This window comes from Wolbachia pipientis, assembly GCA_023052945.1.
Lineage (GTDB): Bacteria > Pseudomonadota > Alphaproteobacteria > Rickettsiales > Anaplasmataceae > Wolbachia.
Map to the genome: position 1 here is coordinate 1169922 of CP095495.1, position 20610 is coordinate 1190531.

At 35.4% G+C, this 20610-nt stretch carries 19 protein-coding genes, 1 tRNA gene and 3 pseudogenes; 11 read left to right on the forward strand and 12 right to left on the reverse strand.

What is annotated here, in order from left to right; translation table 11 throughout:
• Positions 1 to 384 precede the first annotated feature (384 nt).
• From MWH06_05655 to MWH06_05685, 7 genes and pseudogenes are all read left to right on the forward strand, one after another.
• Positions 385 to 501, forward strand: a complete 117-nt coding sequence (locus tag MWH06_05655) for a DUF4423 domain-containing protein (GenBank protein ID UPA54756.1) — start codon at positions 385 to 387, stop codon at positions 499 to 501.
• A gap of 165 nt (positions 502 to 666) precedes the next feature.
• Positions 667 to 2373 carry an arginine--tRNA ligase gene (gene argS, locus MWH06_05660; protein UPA54757.1) on the forward strand — a complete coding sequence of 569 codons (1707 nt, stop codon included), beginning with the start codon at positions 667 to 669 and terminating at the stop codon, positions 2371 to 2373.
• Positions 2374 to 2428: 55 nt separating this feature from the next.
• The gene (locus tag MWH06_05665) at positions 2429 to 3190 is read left to right on the forward strand and encodes an ankyrin repeat domain-containing protein (GenBank protein UPA54758.1); all 762 of its coding nucleotides are present in this window, start codon (positions 2429 to 2431) and stop codon (positions 3188 to 3190) included.
• Between the two features lie 404 nt (positions 3191 to 3594).
• Entirely contained in the window at positions 3595 to 3909 is a 315-nt protein-coding gene (locus tag MWH06_05670) for an IS630 transposase-related protein (protein ID UPA54759.1), read from the forward strand.
• 52 nt (positions 3910 to 3961) lie between these two features.
• The gene (locus MWH06_05675; protein UPA54760.1) at positions 3962 to 4126 is read left to right on the forward strand and encodes a transposase; all 165 of its coding nucleotides are present in this window, start codon (positions 3962 to 3964) and stop codon (positions 4124 to 4126) included.
• Positions 4095 to 4436, forward strand: coding sequence for a transposase (locus MWH06_05680; protein ID UPA54761.1), 342 nt, complete (start codon positions 4095 to 4097; stop codon positions 4434 to 4436). Before MWH06_05675 ends, MWH06_05680 begins: the two co-directional genes overlap by 32 nt.
• Positions 4437 to 4438: 2 nt before the next feature.
• A pseudogene (locus tag MWH06_05685) lies at positions 4439 to 4678 on the forward strand (transposase).
• 193 nt (positions 4679 to 4871) lie between these two features.
• Here MWH06_05685 and MWH06_05690 read toward each other — a convergent pair.
• The 8 genes and pseudogenes from MWH06_05690 to rpsD all read right to left on the reverse strand — a co-directional run bounded on the left by MWH06_05690 (position 4872) and on the right by rpsD (position 10046).
• Positions 4872 to 5987 carry an FtsW/RodA/SpoVE family cell cycle protein gene (locus MWH06_05690; protein ID UPA54762.1) on the reverse strand — a complete coding sequence of 372 codons (1116 nt, stop codon included), beginning with the start codon at positions 5985 to 5987 and terminating at the stop codon, positions 4872 to 4874.
• Positions 5984 to 6700 (reverse strand): bifunctional demethylmenaquinone methyltransferase/2-methoxy-6-polyprenyl-1,4-benzoquinol methylase UbiE, encoded by a 717-nt coding sequence (ubiE, locus tag MWH06_05695; protein UPA54763.1) that lies wholly within the window; start codon positions 6698 to 6700, stop codon positions 5984 to 5986. Before ubiE ends, MWH06_05690 begins: the two co-directional genes overlap by 4 nt.
• A 38-nt stretch (positions 6701 to 6738) precedes the next feature.
• Positions 6739 to 7617, reverse strand: coding sequence for a lipoyl synthase (gene lipA / locus MWH06_05700; GenBank protein ID UPA54764.1), 879 nt, complete (start codon positions 7615 to 7617; stop codon positions 6739 to 6741).
• On the reverse strand, positions 7610 to 7924 hold the full coding sequence (gene rpmB, locus MWH06_05705) for a 50S ribosomal protein L28 (protein UPA54765.1): 315 nt from the start codon (positions 7922 to 7924) through the stop codon (positions 7610 to 7612). The genes lipA and rpmB overlap by 8 nt, the downstream gene beginning before the upstream one ends.
• Before the next feature lie 37 nt (positions 7925 to 7961).
• Positions 7962 to 8303, reverse strand: a complete 342-nt coding sequence (locus MWH06_05710; protein ID UPA54766.1) for a DUF721 domain-containing protein — start codon at positions 8301 to 8303, stop codon at positions 7962 to 7964.
• A gap of 801 nt (positions 8304 to 9104) precedes the next feature.
• Positions 9105 to 9304 (reverse strand): annotated as a pseudogene (iscX, locus tag MWH06_05715) (Fe-S cluster assembly protein IscX).
• A gap of 30 nt (positions 9305 to 9334) precedes the next feature.
• Positions 9335 to 9421 (reverse strand) — tRNA-Leu (locus MWH06_05720).
• A gap of 10 nt (positions 9422 to 9431) precedes the next feature.
• Positions 9432 to 10046: a 30S ribosomal protein S4 gene (rpsD, locus tag MWH06_05725; protein ID UPA54767.1), complete on the reverse strand. Its 615-nt coding sequence runs from the start codon at positions 10044 to 10046 to the stop codon at positions 9432 to 9434.
• 105 nt (positions 10047 to 10151) lie between these two features.
• Here rpsD and MWH06_05730 point away from each other — a divergent pair, with 105 nt between their 5' ends.
• Positions 10152 to 12281 carry a transketolase gene (locus MWH06_05730; protein ID UPA54768.1) on the forward strand — a complete coding sequence of 710 codons (2130 nt, stop codon included), beginning with the start codon at positions 10152 to 10154 and terminating at the stop codon, positions 12279 to 12281.
• A 448-nt stretch (positions 12282 to 12729) separates the two neighbouring features.
• Here the strand turns inward: MWH06_05730 and MWH06_05735 are convergent, their stop codons facing one another.
• A complete protein-coding gene (locus MWH06_05735) occupies positions 12730 to 13545 on the reverse strand; it encodes a transposase (protein ID UPA54769.1) in 816 nt (271 codons plus the stop codon).
• Between the two features lie 843 nt (positions 13546 to 14388).
• Between MWH06_05735 and MWH06_05740 the strand changes: the two are divergent.
• Positions 14389 to 15710 (forward strand): annotated as a pseudogene (locus MWH06_05740) (IS110 family transposase).
• A gap of 36 nt (positions 15711 to 15746) precedes the next feature.
• Here MWH06_05740 and argB read toward each other — a convergent pair.
• Both argB and yihA read right to left on the reverse strand, forming a co-directional pair.
• Entirely contained in the window at positions 15747 to 16688 is a 942-nt protein-coding gene (gene argB / locus MWH06_05745; protein ID UPA54770.1) for an acetylglutamate kinase, read from the reverse strand.
• Entirely contained in the window at positions 16663 to 17259 is a 597-nt protein-coding gene (yihA, locus tag MWH06_05750) for a ribosome biogenesis GTP-binding protein YihA/YsxC (protein UPA55765.1), read from the reverse strand. Before yihA ends, argB begins: the two co-directional genes overlap by 26 nt.
• Before the next feature lie 95 nt (positions 17260 to 17354).
• On the opposite strand from yihA, the gene prfA reads away from it, so the two are divergent.
• Complete coding sequence (gene prfA / locus MWH06_05755) at positions 17355 to 18434, forward strand: peptide chain release factor 1 (GenBank protein UPA54771.1); 1080 nt, start codon at positions 17355 to 17357, stop codon at positions 18432 to 18434.
• Between the two features lie 153 nt (positions 18435 to 18587).
• Complete coding sequence (locus MWH06_05760; GenBank protein ID UPA54772.1) at positions 18588 to 19136, forward strand: acetyltransferase; 549 nt, start codon at positions 18588 to 18590, stop codon at positions 19134 to 19136.
• A gap of 26 nt (positions 19137 to 19162) precedes the next feature.
• On the opposite strand, the gene MWH06_05765 is transcribed toward MWH06_05760, so the two are convergent.
• Positions 19163 to 20491, reverse strand: a complete 1329-nt coding sequence (locus MWH06_05765; GenBank protein ID UPA54773.1) for an IS4 family transposase — start codon at positions 20489 to 20491, stop codon at positions 19163 to 19165.
• Positions 20492 to 20610 lie beyond the last annotated feature (119 nt).

Consider the following 20610-nt stretch of genomic DNA (forward strand, 5'->3'; position numbering starts at 1 on the left):
TAAAGTTGTTAAATTTTTAATCATTTTGATTTATAATAATCTCATAGTATTTTTTTTAGGATTATTATGACTTATCATTACAGTAATTTAGCAAAACTACCATGTACAGCTTCTAACTTGCAAGTACCAACTTTACCAGTGTATACGCCTTATACGCCTGCACAGGGACCTTATGCTATTAATCCATGTACAGCTTCTAACTTGCAAATACCAACTTTACCAGTGTGTACGCCTTATACGCCTGCACAGGGACCTTATACTATTAATCCATGTCATAACCATTTTGATACGTATCATAATTACTATAGACCTGCTGAAAAAGGTGATTGAAAAAATGATGTGAGAGAGGTAGAAGAAGAATAAGCAGATCAAGTAAGGAAAAAAATGAGCTTTAGTTACTATAATATAAAAAAACACCCAAGAAACTTTCGTAATATAACAGGTTTAACTATAGAGGAGTTCGAAAAAGTAGTGGAAAAAGTGAGGTCTGGATGCGAATGATCTTAGTTACAGCGAAGGTATGACTTTCTCTTACCATGGTTACGGTAACGACTTAATATAAACTATAACTTTCCTAATCCAGGAAAGTAAAATAGTTAAGATAAACCTTCAACTAGCTCCACTTATTTGCTATATTATTGGAGGTTTTCATAGTTTTTCTAGTTGATGAACATTTTCAAACAGGTTTCCTCTCTAATTTCCAGCAAATTAAATGAGTTGAAGCAAAGGGGTGTTATAAATACGGATACAACAAACTTTATCGTAGGGCCTCCAAGCAATAAAGCACATGGAGATATTTACACAAACGTTGCTATGGTGCTTGCAAAACATGAAAAGAAGAATTCAGTCGAGATTGCAGGGATGTTAGCAAGAGAATTTAAACCTTTTGATGAAGTTGTAAAAGTGGAAATAGCAGGTCCTGGTTTCATCAACATGCACTTAAAAATAGAAGTATGGCATGGAATTTTAAAACAAATAAATGAGCTGAAAACAGAGTTTGGCACCCTAGATATAGGGAACAATCAGGCCATCAATGTTGAGTTTGTATCGGCAAATCCAACTGGTCCACTGCATATTGGTCATGCAAGAGGGGCAGTATTTGGTGACGTTCTGGCAAATTTATTGAAAAAAGTTGGTTATAAAGTTACTAAGGAATACTATATTAATGATGCTGGAGCGCAGATAGATATACTAATAAAGTCAGTATATTTGCGGTATAAGGAAGCTCTGGGAGAAAAAATCAGCATCGAAAAAGGTTTATACCCAGGTGAATATTTAAAACCGATAGGGAATGGGCTGGCCAAAAAATATGGCAAGGAGCTTCTAGAAAAGCAAGATAATCAGGTGATTAGAGAATATACTTTAAGTTCTATCTTAGAATTTATAAAGGAAGACATGAACTTACTTGGGGTAAGTCATGATGTTTTTACTTCAGAGTATGAGCTACAAAAAAGTGGCAAAATTGAAGAGAGTATAAAGATATTGTCTGACAAGGGTCTAGTGTATGAAGGGTACTTGGAGAAACCAAAAGGCAAAGAAAGCGAAAATTGGACTTCCAGAAAAGAAATGTTATTTCGTTCTACAAAATTTGGTGATGATGTTGACCGCGCACTGAAAAAAGAGGACGGCAGTTGGACTTATTTTGCCTCGGATATCGCTTACCATTTTGATAAGATATCACGTGGTTTTAACAATATGATCGTAGAGCTTGGTAGTGACCACGGTGGTTATGTCAAAAGGCTAAAAGCAGTCGTCTCTGCGCTAAGTGATGATCAAGCAAAAATAGAGGTAAAACTGCATAATATTGTGAATTTTTTTGAGAATGGCAAACCTGTTAAGATGTCCAAAAGATCAGGAAACTTCCTAACAGCAAGAGATGTAGTGGAGGAAGTTGGCAGGGATATCACTCGTTTTATAATGCTGACACGCAAGAATGATATGGTCTTGGACTTTGATTTTGCTAAAGTTAAAGAACAGTCAAAAGACAACCCTATTTTTTACGTGCAATATGCGCATGCTCGTGCTCATTCGTTAATGCGTAATGCTCCAAAAGAGCTCCCAACAGCAGATCCTTCACTTTTGAGGACAGGTAGAGAGCTCTTCCTCATAAAAATCTTAGCAAAGTGGCCAGATGTAGTAGAAACAGCGGCAAGGCTTTGTGAGCCACACAGAATTACTTTCTACTTACTTGAAGTTGCAGAAGCGTTTCACGTTTTATGGGGATATGGCAAGAGTGATTTAAACATGCGGTTCATACTGGAAGACAATCTAGGTCTTACTTCTGCAAGAATGTTTCTCGTCCAAGCCTTAGCGCACGTCATCGCTTCTGGACTTTCTATCTTCAATATAGAGCCTTTGGAAGAGATGAGTTGACCTTTTTGCCATAATGTATAATAATTAAAGTATTATTGAATTTGTAGGTAGAGTTATGAAAGATGAGCAGTGGTGGAAAATATTAAGTGCAATTGAGAAAGAGAAAGATTTAAATAGGGATAACGTAATTGAAAAAATAAAAGAGGAATTAAAAGCAGAAGACAAAAATTGGTATAAAAAGTGGGAAAAAGCTGGTTTTGGTGTAAATTACCTGTTTGAGGTTGAAAGTAATGTGTTCATTCAATGTGAAGATGGTTCACTCATTCTATTTAAAGATTTTGAAGATGAGGATTTCGAAGATAATGCATTCACTCAACCTAAAGATAATGGTCTCACATTATTATACTTAGCCGTCTACAATAATCTAGGAAATACAATAAATGCTCTATTAAAAGCAGAGGGAATCAATGTTAATGCAGTACATACATCATATTTGCGGACTCCTTTACATTGTGCTGCTAGAAATGGCCGCACAAAGATAGTAAATACTCTAATAGAAAATGAAGTAAATGTTAATGCTGAAGACGAAAATAGATTTACTCCTTTACATTTGGCTGCTTATCATGGCCATACAGAAGTAGTAAAAATTCTCATAGCAAATGGTGCAGATCCTTTATTAAAGAATAAAGATGGTAAAACTCCGAGAGATTTAGCTGAACGTGACTTTATAAAGAAGCTTCTGAAAGAAGCAGAAGAAAAACAACTGAAGCAGCAAGCACTTAATAAAAGTATTTCTGCCGGTGGTGCAACCGCATTATTAGGCACTGCAGCAGCAGTGGCACTTTTTGTAACCGGAACAGTTGCAGTTGAATTATAGTAATAGCAGTGGGTGCAATTGCAGCAACAGCACTGGCAGTTGATGGTAATCACATATATGATGTTAAAGCCTAGTACTAAAATAGATGAAGTGGAAGGAGAATAAGGCATAATTGGGGATGAGCAGCTATATGGTGAGTATAAAAACAACTACCTTGTATTTTATTTTCCTCTTTCCTTTGGACTCTTTTTAATTTCAAATTAAATGCAAAAAATTATAGCTAAACTGACTTAGATTTATCGACAATTTGAAAAACCGTTATCCCGCTACGTGTTAGCGCCGCGGCGGTATAGCTATAGCTAACCAAAATAAGGTTTCCTCAAAGGAGTGTAAAAAGGTATAATACTGCTTTAATTAAGGTAAAATGATGCCAAAGTGAGGATCTGAGGGAACGAGTTTTAAAAGTGGTTGAGGAGAAAAAAATGACTATGGAAGAAGTAGGCAAGATGTTCAAAATTGATAGAAAAACTATATACTGGTGGAGGAAAAGAAGAGAAGAAACAGGAAGTATAAAACCGTCTTCAGGCTACCAAAAGGGACATAGTCATAAAATTAAAGACTTAGATGGCTTTGTCAAATTTCTGGATGAAAACCGAGATATTACGATTGAGAAAATAATTGAAAAATTTGGCAACATGTGTAAAGACACAGTCTACAATTATCTTAAAAAAGTAAACTATACATATAAAAAAAACTTTTCTTTATCAGGAAAGGAATGAGGAAAAACGCAAGGAGTTCATAAAAAAAATAGAAGGAATAGAAAAAGAAAACTTGATATTCATAGATGAGTCTGGAGTAGAAGACAACAGATTTTATGAATATGGGTGGTCTCAAAAAGGCAAGAGGTTATTTGCCGATAAACCAGGGTTTAAAAGAAAGAGGGTAAGCATAATAGGAGCCCTAAATGAAGGAAAAGAAAGCACCCTGGGTAATTGAGGGCTACTGCAACAGCGAGATTTTTGATGCTTATGTAGAAAATATACTTGTTCCTATATTAAAACCTGGGCAGACTATTGTTCTCGATAATGCAAGCTTTCATAAATCTGCAAGAACGAAAAATTTGATAGAAAATGTTGGGTGTAAAATTTTGTTCTTGCCGGCATACTCACCGGATTTAAATCCGATTGAGAAGTTCTGGTTTGCTATTAAGCATATCATAAGAAAAGTGCTGCCAAGCTTTTGGCCCAATATTAATTCGGCTATTGATTTTGTCTTTCAGCGCTCGGGGAAATCTTACTTTGGTTAGCTATAGCATATGATGAATTAGATAAGTTTCACTGGAATGAAAAAGATCTAGTAGCTTATGAAGAAAGAATAATGGATCTGCGCAAAGAAGAAGCCATTCTTGAATACAGACTTGATCTTGCTAAAGAGGAAGGTAGAAAAGAAAGGGAAATTGAAGTTGCAAAAAATCTACTTAAAGCAGGGGTTTCTATTGATATCATAGCTCAAACTACTGGTCTTTCCATGAAAGAATTGCAGAATTAAGTGTGAATGGTTACGAAAAATATAAGTTTTTGCGATAAACGACATAGTGATGTATTTGTTGTTTAGCATGTCAGTGGAATATTTTCTGAAAAATTTCCACATAACTCTTTCAGATTTCATAATATCTCTTGCACTCATCTGAACAGATACCCATTTTGGAGGGATACCAATAATAGTTGTGAGCGGTACAAGTTTAGTCCATATACCTTCCAAGCATAACACGCTCACGAAGATTTAATGCAATAGCTTGATTTCTACTGAAAGATAGCATTATGCCAAGTGCGATGCTCGAAGATAAAAGAGAAGAGCCACCATAGCTAAGTAGTGGCAGGGTTATGCCGGTGGTAGGAAAAACACTTAGTGTTACCCCTATGTTTATTATGAATTGTGTGATGAATTGCATTGAGATACCGAGAATCACTAACAGATTAAATAATTCATTTTCCCTATATGCAACGTAAAGCAAGCGGGCGGAAATGATACCAAATAACATCAATGTGGCTAAGCACGTAATCAAACCAAATTCTTCTGCTAAAACAGAAAATACAAAATCTGTATGACAATCAGGAAGAGAGGTTTTTACGCTACCTTCACCGGGCCCAACTCCAGTTAATTGACCTCTTTTGAATGTTTCCAATGATTTTGTGACTTGAAAGTTATCGCGCTGCGTAAAAAAGACAAAGTTGTAAATCCTTTGCTTTATATGTGGGAGGCATAAGTAAGCTGTTGTAATTCCAGATGTGACCATTCCTACTATACATAGAAAGTATAAAAATGGTATACATGCAATAAACATTTGACCAATAAAAGAATATGTTAAAAGCATAGACATACTGAAATCAGGCTGCAAAAGTAACAACACAAAAACTAACAGAAATATTATGATTGATATGTGTATTTTAAACTTCATTTCGCTGGCCAAGATACTAGCTATAACGACAGAAAAAAATGGCCTTACGAACTCAGATGGTTGAACTGAAATTTTGACAATATGTAACCATCTTTTCGCACCTTTTACCTCTATACCAAGTATTATCGCAGTTGCTACTAGAATAGTAAATAAAGTGAAACCTGCGAATGAGAGGTTAAGTATAGTTTTTGTATTAAGAAAAGAAAATGTTACTAAGGTAATCAGTGACAGAACTATATAAATTGTATGGCGCCGTACAAAATAATCTTGTGGTAAAGAAAGACGCTGCGCAATTACAGGGCTTGCTGAATAAACAAGAATGAAACTTATAGTGAGCAAAAAAAACACTGGAAGGATAAGATAATAGTCCAGCGTTCTATACCAGAGTTTAATGTTCATTTTGTTCCAATGTGTAATGCCACTATTCCATAGCTCATATTATGAAACTCAACATTCTTAAAGCCTACCTCTTCAATTTCCATTTTAAAATCAGCCTGAGTTGGAAATTCTCTGATGCTCTTCACTAAATATTCATAAGAACTCTTGTCTTTAGCAACTATGCTGCCAATTTTAGGAATTACTTTAAATGAATATAAGTTATAAAGTTTGGTAAATATCTCATTTTGATAGTGCATAGGGGCAAATTCTAAGCAGATAAATTTCCCATGTAGTTTTAACACTCTGTACGCCTCATTTAAAGCCTTCTTGCGGTCAGAAACATTTCGAATGCCAAAAGCTATTGTGCAATAATCAAATTCGGAGCCTTCAAATGGTAAACTTTCTGCACTTGCACATACCCAATCAAAATTAATTTGGTTTGAATTTATAGCTTTATCACGTCCTCTGCTTAGCATATTTTGATTTATGTCACATACTGTAACCTTAGCACTTGGCTCTTTTCTTACTATTCTTATTGCTATATCTCCAGTTCCTCCAGCAACATCTAAAATCTTAGAGTTTTTTGTAAAATGCACACTATTTACCATCTTATCTTTCCATAATCTGTGCATTCCGAGGCTCATTATATCATTCATGGTGTCGTAGCGACTTGCCACGGAATCGAATACCTCTTTAACTAATTGTGATTTCTTCTCGATTTTTATAGTAGACATTACGTAAAGTCGCTCAACTCCTTTATAATTAGTAAAAATTAATTTGAATTAACATAACGACAGGCCTTGAGCCTGTTAAAATCTTCTTCAGCATGGTATGATGACCTAGTCAGTGGGCTTGATGCAACCACTAAGAAACCTTTGGAGTAAGCAACGTATTTATAATGCTCAAATTCCTCTGGGGTAACATACCTATCAAGTTTTGCATGTTTTGGAGTTGGTTGTAGATATTGACCAATTGTAATAAAATCAACCTCAGCACTGCGCAAATCGTCCATAACCTGAAGTATTTCCTCTTTTGTTTCTCCAAGACCAACCATAAGCCCTGACTTTGTGAAAACTTTAGGATTAATCTGCTTTACCATCTTCAACAAATATAGTGAATGAAAATAGCGAGCTCGTGGTCTTATTTTTGCATACAATCTCGGTACTGTTTCAATATTGTGGTTATAGACATCAGGTGATGCAACAGCAATTGCTTCAAATGCTCCTTTCTTATTTAAAAAATCAGGAGTTAAAATCTCTATTGTTGTTTCTGAAGTTATCTTTCTAATTTCTTCTATGCACTGTATAAACTGATTTGCGCCACCATCTGGTAAATCATCACGATCAACAGAGGTAATGACAACATGTTTTAAGTTTAACTTTTTTATCGCTTTTGCTAAGTTTTCTGGCTCATGAGGGTCTAGTTTATCAGGAATGCCAGTTGCAACGTTGCAAAATGCACAAGCACGAGTGCAAACAGAACCAAGAATCATCACAGTAGCATGACGTTTATTCCAACATTCACCAATATTTGGACAGGCAGCTTCTTCACATACCGTATGTAAGTTATGCAGTTTAACGGTGTTTAAAGTTTCATTGAATACTTCACCGGTCGGAGCTTTTGCTCTGAGCCATTGAGGTTTGCTATGCATCTGAAACGGCTAACTCTACCTCTTGCTTTACTAAAACTTTTTTCAACCTTCTTTTTATCTTCTGTGCTTTCTCACTTAGTTTAATCGTTCTTGTGTTGAGCAAAAAAGCATCTAAATCACCTTTGTAATCTATAGTTCTCAAAGTTCTTGTTGCCACACGAAATCTAAACTTTTTATTCAATATATCACTTGTCAACGTAACCTTATGTAAATTTAAAAGAAAGGTACGCTTTGTTTTACGATTCGAATGTGATACCTTATTACCAAAAGATTTTTTTCTATTTGTTAATTCACAAACTCTACTCACTTTAATATACCAAATTATTCTATGTACTTAGATTACCTTATATAGTCAAATAGTCAATACTCTCTTGCTTAATTTTTATACCATATACTGCTTTGTAGCCAAAAAATATCGTAATTTTTTCTATTATAAGAGAAATCATATGCTGAATTTCTAATGCTTTACTGCCATTTGTTACTACTAGATGCAATACACCAGAATTTACATTCTGTGCATATGAGATCTTTTTCGGTTTTGTACACTCTGCTATTTCTTTCCCTACTATATTTCGCCAGTTTAAAATCAGACGTATTTCATTTTTGCTAATCTTATTTTTCATGCATTTTAATGCATAATTTTCAATTATAGACTTTAATTTCTTTGGCCCGCTACGTTTGAGCATTTTTCTGCTATGAACCAGACTCTTCCATGGTTACAACATAGTGTGATGGATATTGTTTATAAGCTCCAGTAACTGTGTCAATAACAAAACCAGCCACCACAGTAGGTTTAACAAAACAACCTTATTAAAACTTTCACCTACCATCACATTTAATTGTTTATAACCTGCTTTTTTACAGTCAACAAACAATGACCCGAACCTCGCTGAATAACCACTACCCCAGGGTTAGATGTGATAGAATGGCTCATTCCAGATGGGTCATGTACGATGCATCTAACTTTTTCTATCAAGTCACCATTATCATCTACTACTTTCATTTGAATTGCTTGTGTAGAACCGGAAAACATTGTTGCAAAGCAACCGGTTAGTAACACAGTTATAGACAATATTAAACAAATATTTAGTAATCTAGAATGTATGCAATATTGATATAATCTAAACACAATAACCTCAAAAATCAATTTTTATCATTCTATAACTTTGACATAGAGTACAATTGTTTGTCAATCCCAGTGTTACAACTGGGATTGTAGCTGCTTTAACGATAACTCTACCCTCTAGCCTCACACCGTAAAAGCAGTATTTTTATGTAAAATTTATCTCAACGTAGCACTTGTCAGGCAAGTCGTAATCACGTTCTATTCAAAAATTTTTGTGCTGCCATCTTTGCCTCAGAATTAACCTTCTAGCTGTTTTAATTGTAATTAGTTAAATTATTATTAACTTGCCAGGCTAGATCCAAAAAATAGCATAATCAATATGCAAATTGCAATAGAAATCACATTTGCGTATGGTTTATTGCTATGTGGTCAATCTTTCCTCAATCCAAGCTGCTTGAATGGCTCGAGTATTTTCTCGTTACAGCGTTTTTCATCATCATCAAATTCCTCTAAACTCAAGGCCTTTTTTTTAAGCTCAGTGAATCTGATATTAATTATATTCTCATCTGGAAATTTTTCCTCTAGAGCTTCTACAATATCTTCTATATCAAGCCATTTCATACTTTTTTGTATTTATCTGCTAAGCTAAATTGGTGCCCATGGGGAGACTTGAACTCCCAAGGTCGCAAAACCCACGGATTTTAAGTCCGCTGCGTCTACCGATTCCGCCACACGGGCTTTTTTTTATCTATCTAGAGTAAAACTCTACTACTAAATTGACTTCCATGTCTGCTGAATAAGGAACCTCAGAATATTGAGGTGACCTCAAATACTTCACTGAATGCTCTTTACTATCTGTCTCTAAATAATCCGGAGCCTTGCGCTCTTGTTTTTGTTCAGCCTCTACTACTACAGGGATTTTTGCTGCCCTTTCTCTTATTTTTATTATATCACCTGGTTTCACTCGATAACTCGATATGTTGACCACCTTATCATTAACTGTAACGTGCTTATGAGATATGAGCTGTTTCGCTGCATAAATTGTTGGCACAAGACTAGAGTGGTATAAAACAGAACTGAGCCTTGATTCTAAAATACCGATAAAATTATCAGCCGTATAACCCCTTCTGTTATAAGCATCTAAAAATGTACGTCTGAGCTGCTTACTTGAAATCGCATAGTAAAACTTAAATTTCTTATGCGCAGCAAACTGCTTACCAAAGTCAGATAACTTCTTGAATCCAAGAGTACCATGTTGACCTGGAGGGTATTTCCTTTTGTTTACTGGGTCTTTAGCTCTACCCCATAAATTTACACCAAGCCTACGGCTGATTCTATACTTTCTAGTGATAACAGTTGTCATATAAAAATTCTCACGATTTAACTCTAGATTATTAAGGATTTCAGCACTCAGTGTCAACTTGTTTTTGCTGGTATAATCTTTTATACTTTATTTTTAAGTTTTTCTATGAATCATCTACTTTTGGAATCTATGGCAAACGCCATCCGTTTTTTATCAATTGATGCAGTACAAAAAGCAAACTCTGGACACCCAGGTATGCCACTTGGCATGGCGGATGTTGCAACTATTTTGTTTGCTAAATATCTGAATCATAATCCTGATGATTCTAAATGGTTCAATAGAGATCGCTTTGTTTTATCAAACGGTCATGGGTCAATGTTACTATACTCAATATTATATTTGACAGGTTATACTAGCATAGATGAGCTAAAAAACTTCAGGCAAATGGGATCCAAGACCCCAGGTCATCCAGAGTTTGGCTTGATTTCCGGGGTAGAAGCAACAACAGGTCCGCTCGGTCAGGGGTTTGCCGCTGCTGTTGGCATGGCACTTGCTGAATCAATCCTTAAAAAGCAATTTAGAATCAATCACTACACTTACGTAATGCTAGGGGATGGCTGTCTTATGGAAGGAATAAGCCATGAAGCAGCATCACTTGCTGGGCATCTTAAATTGAATAAATTAATAGCCCTTTTTGATGATAATGACATCTCTATAGATGGCGCTACTTGCCTTTCCTGCTCTGATGATGTAGAGAAACGCTTCTTAGCGTATGGATGGAATGTTGACAAAATTGATGGCCATGATTTTGATGCCATATCCCTGGCAATAGAGCGAGCACAAAAATCAGAAAAGCCATCGCTTATTTGCTGCAAAACCATTATCGGAAAATTTTCAAGCCGTGCTGGCACATCCTCTGCTCATAGTGGTGCTTTTTCGGAGGAAGACATCAAACAGATGAGAGAGAAATTAAACTGGAATTATGAACCATTCCATGTGCCAGATGATGTAAAAAATGCCTGGATGAAAACTGTTGAGAGAGCAAAACAAAATTACAATTCGATGTCGTTCCAGCACTTGACCAGTGAAGAAGAAAAAGAATGGATCCCAGTGTCAAGCACTGGGATGACAAAGAGTGAAACTGGGATAACAGAGGATTACGCAGAACTTCAAAAACAGCGTTTGCCGGATAATATCAACAATTCGGTGTCATTCCAGTGCGTGACACTGGAATCCAGTGAAAATAAAGAACTGCAAAGAAGACTTGCGAAACGTTTACCAGATAATATCGATAGTGTTTTTGCTGGTCTCAAGAAACAAATATGTGAGCTAATGCCAAGTAAAGCTACTCGATCTTCTTTTGGCAGGGTGATGGAGCTTTTAGCACAACATATGCCAGAACTAGTTGGCGGTTCTGCTGATCTTACTGGGTCAAATTGCACTAAATATAAGCACATGCAGGTAATAGATAGTAATAATTATAGTGGTTCTTATGTCCACTATGGAGTGAGAGAACACGCTATGGCAGCATGTATGAATGGCATGGCACTTCACGGCGCGATTCTTCCTTATGGTGGCACTTTTTTGGTATTTTCCGACTATTGCCGCCCTGCTATACGTCTTTCAGCTTTGATGAAACAGCAGGTTATCTATGTCATGACTCATGACTCAATTGGAGTAGGAGAAGATGGCCCAACTCACCAACCAATAGAGCATTTAGCTTCTTTGCGCGCTATACCAAATTTGTATATTTTTAGGCCAGCCGATGCAGTTGAAACTCTAGAGTGTGTTAGCATTGCACTCGAAAAAAAAGAGTCACCCGCACTGTTTGCGCTCTCAAGGCAAAATGTCAATTACATGCGCAAATTCTATTTTGATATCGATCAATCTACTAATCTATCGAAGTTTGGTGCATATATTTTGTGTGAATGTTCAAAAGAATTAAAAGTGACAATATTTGCTACGGGGTCCGAGGTTGAAATTGCAGTTGAGGCAAGGGAGAAATTGCAGGAAAAGGGTATAGGTACAAGGGTTGTTTCTATGCCATGCTGGAGGCTTTTTGATGAGCAAAGTGATGAATATAAAGCGGCGATATTAAATAATGACAGCATCAAAGTTGCAATTGAAGCCGGAAGTGAAATGGGTTGGCATAAATATGTAGGTTCAAACGGTATATTTATTGGCATGAAAAGCTTTGGAGAATCAGCATCTTATAAAGCACTCTATAAGCATTTTAATATCAGCGCAAATCATGTAGTAAAATGTGTGTGTGAGAAACTGGTTTACATTCAGTAGACCTCTTGCATAACCATATGAAAGCCCTCTCTATTTCCATCCAAGATGGTGTCATCCGAATAGCTGACACTGGTTCCTTTATGACGGCAGTGCCCAGAGGTGTCATCCCAGTGCTTGACACTGGGATCCAGTTTTCTTTACAAATTCACCAAAAGTGCTTCATTCTATAACGCAAAACCCATACTCACCAGACCCAATGCATTACTTGCAATTAAGTTTCCTGGATCCCAGTGTCAAGCACTGGGATGACACCCTTCCTTGTAGAGATCTCTTGCGTTATCCTACTCATCTATTCTCGTTGCATCGTAATCGCAACTACTACTCTCTCCTTCGCATCTAGCATCGGTTTGTGATGTAGATTCGTCAGTGTCAGACCCAAACAACCATAGACCTGCTGCGAATCAAGCGATAAAAAAAAGGAAAGGAGGGTGACTAAAATCAAGGTTAACTAAAAGGCGTGCTTAAGATTTACAATACCAGCAATAATATTGAACCTCAGGTTATATTTTTTCTGAAAATTGCGATAAACATTCGACATAATCTTAAATATCTTTATCTCTCGGATCTTGTTTTCTACTCTCATTCTAAATGATGCTAATCTTCTATTATGCTCTGGAGTTAATGGCTTTTTACGATACTTTTTATATGGAATTATAACATTGCTTTGCAATTTTTGCCAACCTTGATATCCAGAATCGGCATGTTTTATGCTATCAAGTGGTAAATATTTTTCTTGTTTCCTTATGCGGAAATCACTAATTCTACCACGGTATGACTTTGACACTGATAAAATTCTTCCTCCTTCTTCGATAATAATCTCAGTTTTCATAGTGTTGGTTCTTTTTTTTCCTGAATATGATTTCTTCCGTTTTTTACTATCTTCTGGTCTCTGTATTTGCTGTTCTGTAACATCAGCCAAAATCTTCAGTATTTTTTCTGGCGTCATACTTCTATCTTTTGTTATAGTCACTTTTTTGGCGAGTAATGGCTCTATTCTCTTAAGTAACCTACATACATTTGCGTTGTGTACATTGAATAGGCATCCTAAAAATCTATGTGTTATGTAAGTGCGATAGTACAAAATTACGCAAAACAACTTATCTTCCAGAGTTGGTAGTTTTGATCTTCTACCATGACACTTTTTCTGTTTTTCCCATCCAGACCTCACTTTTTCCACTACTTTTTCGAACTCCTCTATAGTTAAACCTGTTATATTACGAAAGTTTCTTGGGTATTTTTTCATATTATAGTAACTAAAGCTCATTTTTTTTCCTTACTTGATCTGCTTATTCTTCTTCTACCTCTCTCACATCATTTTTTCAATCACCTTTTTCAGCAGGTCTTAAGTTACTTTAGCTACAAACATTAAGAAATTTATCAAACGAAAAAAAAGGCAAAAGAAGCCCTAGTCATTGTCTATTTTCAGTATTGGCGTTTTTTAAGTCTTAAACGCTGCAATTTAGCTGCTTTTAAACGGCAACTAACCTTAGCTTTAATATTTAAGAAATTTACTAGGCAGAAAAAAAAGGCATAGAAAACCCGTGGTAGCTAGTTATTACACTCTCTATTTTAAAATTTGACGTTGGGTGATGTCTTGAACGCTTTATAAGCGCGTTTCAGCTTATGTAGGTAAAAACCTAGAAATTTTATAAAGACATACGGTGCACATAGTGCAAAAAATTAAACAATAGTACGCCAAATACAAGTTTTCTTGTCATTTTAATCTGCTGCAGAGATTGCGAAGTTAAATAAAATAGCTTCACTTTCATGATAAGGGGGCTGGTGGAGTTTGTCAAGTAAGTTTTTTCGTTTCTATTCCCAATGTTATATGGTTATGCAAGCATCGAACAGACGAAATCTGTCAAATCAGAAAGAAACACACAAATTTAAGTTTTTAGTAGTTTTCAAGTATAGTTGTACAGGAAGCGCCTTTGCAGTTATGACCGACATTTTCAATGGTGCCTAAGTGCCCGTATGCAAGCATGGTTTTGGAAGGAACGGTCAAATCATTGATGGAGTCATTTAGACTACCTCGGTTAGGAGATTGTACTATCAACCGTTCCAAGCTGAAGCGTTTCCCTATTACAAATTATATGTAGGGGTTACCATGAAAAAAGCAAAAAGTAAATTAGAAATAGTGAATCCTAATGCAGCAGGAATAGACATTGGTTCAGCTGTACACTATGTGTGTGTACCTGAAGGAAGAACGCGTTCAGAAATTTGGCTGCTTTACTGAAGACCTTCATAACTTAGCACAGTGGTTGAAAAAGTGTAAAGTTACAACAGTAGCTATGGAATCAACAGGAGTATATTGGATTCCTTTATTTCAAATACTTGAGTCATACAAATTCGAGGTAAAATGCACGGCATGTAAAGAATGTACCTGGTAGGAAGTCTGACGTTCAAGATTGCCAATGGCTCCAACAACTGCATAGCTACGGACTGCTTCATGGATCGTTTAGGCCAGATAATCAGATGTGTGTATTGCGCAGTTACGTGCGGCAACGCAAAAATCTCACTGAAAGTGCATCTACACATATTCTGCGTATGCAGAAGGCATTAATTCAAATGAATATACAATTACACAAGGTTATTAGTCATATTACTGGGATAACTGGTATGAAAATCATTGAAACTATAATTGAAGGCGAAAGAGATTCTGAAAAATTGGCAGAATTCAGGGACGTGCGAATGAAAAATGATCAGTCTACTATTGCAAAAGCGTTAGCTGGTGACTATAGAGAGGAACACTTATTCACGCTAAAGCAAGAATTTGAACTATATAATATTTATCAAGAAAAAATAGCAGAATGTGATAGAAATATTGAAGCCTATTATAAAACGTTTGAAACAAAGTCTTGTGAAAGCAAACAGCTAAGTAAGCAAAAGAATAAAAATAGCAAAAGTAAGCCAAGCTTTGCTTTGTATGAGGAACTGCACCGAATAACTGGTATGGATTTCACTAAAATTCCTGGATTTGATGTATTAAGTATACAAACCATAATTTCAGAAGTTGGTATAAACCATAGTAAATGGCCAACAGAAAAGCACTTTTCATCGTGGTTGGGACTCAGTCCTGCTAATAAAGTTACAGGGGAAAAAGTGTTTAACACAAGAACACGTAAAGTCATTAACCGTGCTGCAAATGCTTTGCGAATAGCTGCTCATTCTGTAGGAAATAGTAAAAGTGCGTTGGGTGCATACTACAGAAGATTGAGAAAACGACTAGGAGCACCAAAAGCAATAACAGCTACTGCAAGAAAAATGGCATGCATATTTTATAGTATGCTCAAATACGGACAGGAATATGTAGAAAAAGGAATGGAATACTATGAAACACGCTATAAAGATAGAACTGTAAAAAATTTGATCAAAAAAGCGAGCGAATTTGGCTACATATTAGTTCAACAAGAAGAGTTAGTTGAGTGAGTTTCTTAGGAGAAGTCTATTCGTGTAGTTGTCTAATTATAAATCACTCACAATTGATATGCTCGAATTATTCTCAGTAAATAAATCAAGCATAATATTAGGTATTCTACCATCAACTATGTGAACAACTCCAGCACATTCCTCTACCATTTTAGTATATGCCATAAGCCTTCCAATAAATTTTTCTCCTTGAATTTTGCCACAATCAATCGATGCATTTAAATTTTTAACAGATATCTTCCTGCCACCAATTTTATCTATTTCTTCACCTGTATCGCTAAAGGTTATCATTTTAGATGCAGAAACTGCAATTGCAATTGTGCTTGCAGTGCTATCGGCATCAATATGATATGTTTCCCCATTTTTTCCATGACCAATTGGTGCAATAACTGGTATAAAATCTGATTCTTCAATAAAAAATAATATATCAGGATTGATTTCAGTGGGCCTACCGATGAATCCCATGTCTAGTATTTTTCCGATGTTATTTGATCTGTCTTCCTTAAGCGTAGTGCTTATCTTTTCAGCTTTTATTAAGTTGCCGTCTTTTCCACATAATCCAATAGCTGAACCACCAGCAGAATTTATATGCTGAACAATTTTTTTATTAACTGAACCACACAGTGCCATTTCAATGATTTTCATAGTGTCTTTGTCTGTAAGTCTGATACCATTCACAAACTTACTGTCCATACCCAGCATTTTTAACACTGAGTTAATTTCATATTCTCCGTCATGAACTATCACCGGATTTATACCAAGCTGCTTTAATAAGACAACATTATGCACAAAAGTATAGAATAGTGTTTCATCTGAGATCGTTACGCTGCCACATTTAATAACAAAAGTTTCACCCACAAAGCTAGGTATGCTAGACAGCACTTCAAGTAATATTTCTGCTTTTTGTTCAAATGATACTTCACCCTTTAAAAATTCACTACTTTTCATTTTTTTATCTTGTAAACTTGAAAAACTCATCTCTTACCTTGATTATTTTATGCTTAACACGGATGCTTATTTGATGAATTGACACATTTTCATTATTAATCCATTTTTGAGTATCTTCTATAACAGCACCTAAGCTTTTTTGACTTACTTTATCTATTTTTGTTAGCACAACGTTAAAGTTAATATTATTATATATTAACCAATAAATGAAGTCTTTGTCTATTTCTTTTAATCCTACCTTGCTATCTATCAACACAAACACTCTTCTTAGATTTTTTCTTTGAATTAGATAATACTCAATTAAGTTTAAATATTGTATAATTTCCTCCTTACCTGCATGAGAATAACCATACCCTGGTAGGTCAACAAGTCTGAACTTATCATTGTACATAGAATAAAAATTTATTTGTCTAGTGCATCCAGGTTTAGAGGAAACTCTGGCAGCTTTTTTGCTGTTTATCAGTAAGTTGATCAAACTGGATTTTCCTACATTTGATCTACCAGCAAACGCAATCTCTGGAGCCGACTCATCTGGTAATGATTTTATGTCCGAAGCTCCAAATATGAAATTGCAGCTTGATGTTATCTGTCTTGCCATTATATTCAAGTAGAAGGTAGTAGATATATTATAGTGTTATTGCTTGATATAAGAAATTTTTTATTTCAGTATATATTACTTAGCTAGATCTGTACTATATGAATATAGAGAATAATTTACAAGACTTAAAGAAAAAATTTAGTGATATAGAAAGGAACTTGGAAAACCTTACCAATCTAAGTCAAAAAGAATTCATTACCCTTTCAAAGGAATACTCTGAGCTCAGGCCAATAATCAAGATAATTGATGAATATAACACGCTGAAAGAGGAAATTTCAGACTTAGAGGAAATAATGAAAGATGAAAACAGCGAAGGTGATATAAAAGAGTTAGCAAAAGAAGAATTTTTCGAAAAGCACAAGGTATTATTACCAAAAGTAAAAGCAAAACTAAAGTTAGCATTATTGCCTAAAGATGAAGATGACTCAAGAAATGCAATATTGGAAATCAGAGCAGGTACAGGAGGAGAAGAAGCAGCATTATTTGCAGCAATGTTATTTCGTATGTATCAAAAATATGCAGAAAGAAGAAATTGGAAGTTCGAGCCAATAAGCATTTCTAATACAGGTATAGGTGGCTATAAGGAAGCTTCTGCACTCATTAATGGAACAGAAGTTTTTGCAAGGTTGAAATTTGAATCAGGAGCACACAGAGTACAGAGAGTACCAGAAACTGAATCCTCAGGAAGGTTACATACCTCTGCCGCTACTGTTGCGATATTACCTGAAGTAGAAGAAGTTGACTTTAAAATAGAAGAAAAAGACTTACGAATAGATGTTTATAGATCCAGTGGTCCTGGAGGGCAATCAGTGAATACAACTGACAGCGCAGTAAGGGTCACCCACTTGCCAACAGGGATAATTGTAATACAGCAAGATGAAAAATCGCAGCACAAAAATAAAGCTAAAGCGCTTAAAGTATTGAGGGCAAGGCTATACGAAATTGAAAGACAAAAAAAAGAAATGGAAAGGTCAACAATGAGAAAAAGTCAGATTGGCTCTGGTGATCGTTCCGAGCGCATAAGAACATATAATTTTCCACAATCAAGAATAACAGACCACAGAATTAATCTAACTTCACATCGGCTAGAGCAGATTATAAAAGAAGGTGAACTAGATGAATTTATTGAGGCACTAATCTCACGTAATGAAGCAGAAAGATTGGTCGGGGAAAGTTAATCGCTCACATCTGTAAATTGAATTGTGCCTTCTGATATGTTAAAATAGTGCACCATATCAGGAAAACTAGGTACGGAAATGTCAATTTCAATGAACTTGGCAATTAGAGACAGGATTAACAGAAATGGTAGTAACATTTGAGATTTTTAATTAATGAATAAAAATATCACATTTAAAGCGTTGAAAGAAGAACATTTTTTACTGTTATTAAAATGGTTAGAAACACCTCACGTAAAGAAGTGGTGGGATGCGGATATAAATTGGACACCAGAGTTAATTGAGAAAAAATATAGCAATATATCAAAGCGTTTGAAACTTAAGACACAAATTATTGAAAAACCAATGCATGCATTCATTATTAATTGTGACGGAGTTGATATTGGTTATATTCAATACTATAACAAACATGATTTTCTACCTGAGCAGGGCTACGATACTTCTGAGCTTCCAGAAAGCTGTGCTGCTATAGACTGGTATATCGGAGAGCTGGATTATGTGGGCAAAGGCATTGGTCCACAAGCTTTGAATATATTTTTAAACGAATTTGTCTTTAAAGTTTCTGAAAATGCTTTTGTTGACCCAGATACAGCAAATGTTCGTGCAATCCGTGTTTACGAAAAAGTTGGATTTAAAAAAATTAGGGAAAGTAATGGTACAATCTTAATGATCAAGGCAAGAATTCCTGAGAACCATGCAAGATGAGTGTTTTTTCAACCATACGCGTCAAGTTAAGAAGTTGTAAGCAAGTTTAGGGAAGTTAAAGTAGATAACCTGGTCTTCCTATACCTGTCCTTTATAGAAAATTGTGACCAGTCTGTGGTAAGTTTTTTCAGAAAAATTCTCAAGTTATTAATTTTACTATTTAACGCTAAAAACAACTCCCTAATCCTTCTTTTTAGTTCAATGAAGGCCTTTGTTAAACTCAGCTCTGTATTCTCTTTCAGCTTTGTACAGCCAAATATTCCATGAAATATAAGAATTGCACACAATTTAGCATATAGCCCACATAATACTCTGTATGACTTTCCTTTAAGTTCATCAAGCCTGATGTGACTCTTATACAATTTAAATAATAATTCAATCTGCCACCTTACTCTGTAAATTGTTAAGACCTGCTCAGCGCTAATTTTACTTTCTGGAACATTAGTTATGAATATCGACCAATCCAGCAATTTTTGATTCTTTTGAGAAGATGTGTATCCATGTGACTTTGCTAACTTATTAGCCCTTCTTCTTCTGATTATAGACTGTTCTTCAGTTAATTTTTGACATATAATTCTGGCTTTAATTTTTACTTCTTTCCCTAATAGCACTTCCCTTTCTAGAAAGGATTGACCTTCTAAACATTCCAATAACTCTATTTTTTGATTTGTTTCGATGTCATATGTGTTTGTATCAGATTTATAACGGCTAACAAAATAAGCTCCAGCTTCATCAATTTGTTTAAAAGAAGCTGGCACGAAGTAGCCCAGGTCTGATATTAACAGATCATTAGTTGATATATTGCTTAAATGGCTTCTATAGCCCTGATCTGACCTTATTCCTTCCGTAAGATTAAGTTGATCCAGCGTCTGGTTTAAGTAGTCAAAAAGTATCTGTAATTTTATTCTAGACTTAGCATTGCTTTCATAATCACTATAGCTAGTGCCGTATCCTTTGTACATATTTTCCATATTATTAGGCAAGCTAATGTAGCTACTGTCCAATAATTTGACGCTTTTGAATTGCTTTAAAATTTTACAATCAATTTGTAAGCTATTCCTAAATATTAATAAGGATTCATTATACATTCTTCTCATAAATTCTACTGCTTCTTCAGCAAATCTCCAATCTAAACCCTGTTTTGTTATTTTTATTGAGTCTTCGTTGAGTAACTGACACATCGTTTCTATGCTGCAATTATCAACTCCTATATTACCAAAAACTATTGCTTTTATAAACGACGATCCTCTAAGCTTTCTTTTCCTTTTTATAAAACCTACCTCATCTGATATTTCATCTGCCTTTTCATTGAAGAATTCTTTGAGTTTTTTTGACAAGCACGCTATTCTGCCCATTGTAAGTTCTCTCTATTAAGCTATCCAAGAGAACTTATACCCTATTTTTCCTTCTCTCTGCTAATTTTCCTCTCACTTTTCCTTAACTTGACGCGTATGGTTTTTTCAACAGTCCGTCT